Below are 4,834 nucleotides of genomic sequence, written 5' to 3' on the forward strand. Positions count from 1 at the left end.
TCCTTTTGTATGCGGTAATCCCTGTTACCATTGTTTTTTTCCAATTCATAGTATACAGGTAAATCCACGATGCTACAAATTGGAGGTCATTACATATTGTCTTCGCACAATCCAACATGTGGTATGCAAAATTTAATTTATTACAGTTCCCCCGTCTTACGCCTGTGCGAACAACTCCTGTTCAACAGCTTCCAGCTCGGTTTCAGAGTAATCCATGGAAAGAATCATTTCTCTGGATATCCCGCTTTGAAGCATTTTGCGTATTGCATTCATTCTTTCCTCGGAACGTCCTTCTGCCAATCCTATTGATCGTCCTATTTTTTCACGTTCTTCCGCATAATCTTTTGCATAATTTTTCGCATAGTCTTCTACCGTTTTGCACATTTCTCCCAAACCTCCCTCCGTCTCTTTGAAATACTTTACCGCTTTGCTTAATTTATGGAATCCTGTATCCTTTTGATGATTTTTTGTACTTGTACAATCAATACAGATATGCTAAAATAATAGGCGAGAAAATTCAAGAACATAACAGGTGTACCACCCACTGTTGCTACCAACAACAGTGGGCAAAGTATGGTAACGCAACTACCACACAATACAGACAATGTCTGCGATACACACAGCTTTATTATACAAAAATCAGAGCGTTTTTACAATACTCTTTTGTATATGTAGCGTTATTTGTATTGCCAGACAGCGTCTGTGCCTTTCAGATACGATAATGACGAGGTGTTAGTGTGGACGCATACTAACACCTCGTTCTTGGTTTTCTCACTGAAATTCCTCCGGCATTGTTATTTGCATTGTCGGAGGAGATTGGTGAGAAACCAGAGTTTTAGAATAAGCTATGGTTTTATTTGTGTGCCATGGCTTTTTCTTGTATTCCGGATTTTCATATAGGTACCATCTCTGTTATCTATTCATTTCTTCTGAGGATGGTACTATCACTTTACATTATCGCACTGAAAGGAGAAAACAATGAAGAAGAAATTTATCGCGTGGCTGTGCGCCACATCACTACTTGTCTGCGGAACAACTGCCCCGGCAACTGCAGATGCAGCCAAAAAGCCGGTCTCTCTTTCAAAGACCAGCCTTACCATGAAGTCGGGTGCTTCTAAGACACTCAAATTGAAAAAGACTTCCGGGGTAAAGATTCGTAGCCAGAAGTTTATCAGCACCAATAAAAAGGTCGCTGCTGTTACCGCGAAGGGTAAAGTAACTGCAAAAACAGCCGGAAAAGCTGTCATTAAAGTAACCGTAAAATTCACTTCAGCCAAAGCAACCAAAAAGACCACTTTAAAATGTAAGGTGTCGGTAATTGCAAAGAATGCAAATGACTGCGTTTCAACCACATCTGCGTCTCCAGACGTTAAAGCAACCAATGCACCTGGAGCAAATACCACTACCACTCCGGGATCCTCTAATAAACCAAAAGCAACGATAACTCCGAGCGGCAGCAACGGTTCGAACTCTACTAATACTTCGGATAACAACAATGAACCAGCAGATTTCCGAGCACCGGGACTGTATAGTTCTAAGGATCATACAACACAACTTAAATCCTGGGATCAGCTGGTGAGCGACGGTGATATAAAATTGGTCAAAGTAGTTAACAGTGGTTATACATGTATACATACATGTGCAAAAGATTTATCAGGCGAACTTGTCATTTCAAAGGATATTTCTTCCATTGGAACTTCTGCATTCGAAGACTGCTCTGGTCTAACCTCTTTCACAATTCCGAATAGTGTTATTTCCATCGGAAGTTCCGCATTCAAAAACTGTGTCAGTTTGACCTCTATCAATATTCCAAATAGTATTACTTCTATCGGAAATTATGCATTCGAAGACTGCGACAGTCTGACCTCCATCAATATTCCAAATAGTGTTATTTCTATTGGAATTTCTGCATTCTATGACTGCGACTCGCTGATCTCTTTTAATATTCCGGATAGCATTTCTACAATTAGAGATTATACATTCGGTCACTGTTACAGACTTACTTCTATCAATATTCCAGATAGTATTACTTCCATCGAAGATTATGCATTCTGTGACTGTTCAAATCTAACCTCTATCAATATTCCAGATAGTGTTTCTAAAATTGGATTTTATGCATTCATTAACTGCTCAAGTCTGACCTCTATCAATATTCCAGATAGTATTACTTCCATCGAAGATTATGCATTCTGTGACTGTTCAAATCTGACTTCCGTGAAACTTTCCAAAAACAACATATCGTTCACTCGCTATACCTTTGATAACACACCATGGTGGAATAATTTTTGTAAAGGAAAGGATTTCGTAATCTTTAATAATATTCTATTGAAATACAACATAAATGATAACACAGATTCCTCTTCTGTTAATATTCCAGACAATATTTCTGTAATTGGAGAATATGCATTCAAAGACTGCGACGAATTACACTCTATTAATATTCCGAATAGCGTTTCTAAAATTGAATACGGTGCTTTCGCTCACTGTAACAAACTGACCTCCATTAATATTTCGAATAGCATTTCTACAATCGAAGATTATACATTTAGTTACTGTGACAGTTTAACCTCTATCAATATTCCAGACACCATTACTTCCATTGGAGATTCTGCATTTTACGGTTGCTCTGGACTAACCTCTATCAATATTCCAGATAGCATTACTTCCATTGGAAAATCTGCATTCTACGATTGCTCTGGTTTGACTTCTATCAATATTCCGGATGGAGTTTCTAAAATTGAAGATTCTACATTCAGCTACTGCTCCAGTCTAACCTCTATCAATATTCCAGACACCATTACTTCCATTGGAAATTCTGCATTTTGCGGTTGCACCGGTCTGACCTCTACCACTATTCCAAATAGCGTTATTTCCATTGGTAATGAAGCCTTTTACAACTGCTCCGAACTGACCTCTATCAATATTCCAGACAGTGTTTCTAAAATTGGACTTTATGCTTTTACAGCCACACCATGGTGGAATAATCTTTGTGAAGGTAAAGACTTCGTCATTTTTAATAATATTCTATTGGAGTATAACATAAAAGATAACACAGAATGTTTTTCCATAAACATTCCAGATGGCGTTACTGCAATTGGAGATTTTGCATTCACTGGTTGCACCGGTCTGACCTCTATCACTATTCCAAATAGCGTTACTTCCATTGGTAATGATGCTTTCACTGGCTGTTCCGGGCTGACTTCTATCACTATTCCAAATAGCGTTATTTCCATTGGTGATGATGCTTTCGCCAACTGTTCCAGACTAACCTCTATCACTATTCCAAGTAGCGTTACTTCCATTGGTAATTCTGTATTCTACCGCTGCTCTGGACTGATTTCTATCACTATTCCAAGCGGCGTTACTTCCATCGGAAATTCTGCATTCTACGGTTGTTCTGGACTAACCGCGATTAATATTCCGGATAGCGTTACTTTCATTGGTGATCATGCTTTCGACGGTTGCTCCAATCTGACTTCTATCACACTTCCAAATGGATTTATTACGATTTGAGAGTAACAGATGTTGTCAAAAGCAACGGTACCGCTCTCTATCGTATTGCTTAAAATAAAGATTGTAACCATTTCCCTGTCTATTTACCACCAAACATAGTTTCGTTCTTACACTAGAAGCTTATCTGATATAATTTATTTTTTAACAAACGTCAGATGTTCTGCAGAACACAGACATCTGGCGTTTCTAATCTTAAAACTCTCTTCATTATAGATGTCCTTCCTTCTAAGGTTCCTATATGGCTGCTATATCTGATTTTTCTTGATTCAGACATGTGAACACATCCACATACCGGATTTGTTCCTGCTCTCCTGCTTTTGCAATCACATTTCCATTGCCAATCTTGATTCACTCTACTGTTTCGACCGTCTTTTTTACACTGTTCCCGCTTCTTCAATCAGCTCCTCCAGCTTCTCGAGTGCATCATGCATCCCCCCCACCTGCTGGAACAGCCCACACTCTACTGCCTGCTTTCCCACCAATATCGTCCCCAGATCCCTTGTCAGGATCCCCGGCTTTACCATCATACTCTCGAGCCTGTTCTGATCCATACCGGAATGGTCTGCAATAAAGCCCGTAATCCGGTCCTGAATCAGTTGAAAATATTCATACGTCTGCGGTGCCCCAAGAACCTGTCCACTCATGCGTACCGGATGGATAATGACCGTTGCAGACGGTGCAATGACCGTATAGTCAGCAGCGACAGAAAGCGGCACGCCAATAGAATGACTGTCTCCCATAACAAGTGCTACAGACGGTTTCGACAGAGACGCAATCATTTCTGACAGGGCAAGTCCGCAGGATACATCTCCACCGATGGTATTAATCACAAACAACACCCCATCCACCTGCTTCGTACAGTCCAGCGAAGCTAACATCGGAAGCATATGTTCATATTTCGTTGTCTTTGTTGTATTCGAAGACTCTCATGCCCTTCAATCTCTCCGATAATGGATATCATCTGTATCTTATGTCCCTTTTCATCCTGCAGCATCATATTGCCATATTCCTTGATATTTTCTTCCATTGCTTCCTCCCTTGCGTCTCTATATAAAAAGACAGAAAATGATATGATATTTCATTATCATTTTCTGTCTTTTCAGGGTTATTTATTCAAAAATATCTCTTATTATCAAAATATGCATTCTACATTTTATTTTTAGAATAAAGTGGGCTTGTCCACTTTGCGCGTCACCGCACAATTGCTTATGCATCTTCCTCTGTGCGGTGATCGCATCCTCGCGGAGCTTTTTGACATTATAGGAAACAACAAGTTTCCTATAATGTCAAAAAACGGAGATTTCTCCCGGGCTTTCGCCCG

Annotated in this window: 4 protein-coding genes; 1 reads left to right on the forward strand and 3 read right to left on the reverse strand. The window is 39.7% G+C overall.

The genetic code is table 11. The annotated features are described in order from the left end of the window. Positions 1–156: 156 nt before the first annotated feature. The gene (locus DXA20_RS15760; RefSeq protein ID WP_118562069.1) at positions 157–384 is read right to left on the reverse strand and encodes a hypothetical protein; all 228 of its coding nucleotides are present in this window, start codon (positions 382–384) and stop codon (positions 157–159) included. A 594-nt stretch (positions 385–978) separates the two neighbouring features. On the opposite strand from DXA20_RS15760, the gene DXA20_RS15765 reads away from it, so the two are divergent. Beyond that, positions 979–3,513 (forward strand): leucine-rich repeat protein, encoded by a 2,535-nt coding sequence (locus DXA20_RS15765; RefSeq protein WP_118562071.1) that lies wholly within the window; start codon positions 979–981, stop codon positions 3,511–3,513. A gap of 374 nt (positions 3,514–3,887) precedes the next feature. On the opposite strand, the gene DXA20_RS15770 is transcribed toward DXA20_RS15765, so the two are convergent. Together DXA20_RS15770 and DXA20_RS18215 are read right to left on the reverse strand one after the other, a co-directional pair. Further along, positions 3,888–4,400 carry a ClpP family protease gene (locus DXA20_RS15770; RefSeq protein WP_330421109.1) on the reverse strand — a complete coding sequence of 171 codons (513 nt, stop codon included), beginning with the start codon at positions 4,398–4,400 and terminating at the stop codon, positions 3,888–3,890. Beyond that, positions 4,385–4,540 carry a hypothetical protein gene (locus tag DXA20_RS18215; protein WP_330421110.1) on the reverse strand — a complete coding sequence of 52 codons (156 nt, stop codon included), beginning with the start codon at positions 4,538–4,540 and terminating at the stop codon, positions 4,385–4,387. Before DXA20_RS18215 ends, DXA20_RS15770 begins: the two co-directional genes overlap by 16 nt. Positions 4,541–4,834: the final 294 nt, after the last annotated feature.

This window comes from Roseburia sp. AM59-24XD, assembly GCF_003478445.1.
GTDB lineage: Bacteria > Bacillota > Clostridia > Lachnospirales > Lachnospiraceae > Jutongia.

Excerpts from the sequence above, each read along its gene's own strand:
- DXA20_RS15770 (WP_330421109.1), bottom strand. The coding sequence starts at position 4,400 with ATGCTTCCGATGTTAGCTTCGCTGGACTGTACGAAGCAGGTGGATGGG.
- DXA20_RS15765 (WP_118562071.1), top strand. The coding sequence starts at position 979 with ATGAAGAAGAAATTTATCGCGTGGCTGTGCGCCACATCACTACTTGTC.
- DXA20_RS15760 (WP_118562069.1), bottom strand. The coding sequence starts at position 384 with ATGTGCAAAACGGTAGAAGACTATGCGAAAAATTATGCAAAAGATTAT.
- DXA20_RS18215 (WP_330421110.1), bottom strand. The coding sequence starts at position 4,540 with ATGGAAGAAAATATCAAGGAATATGGCAATATGATGCTGCAGGATGAA.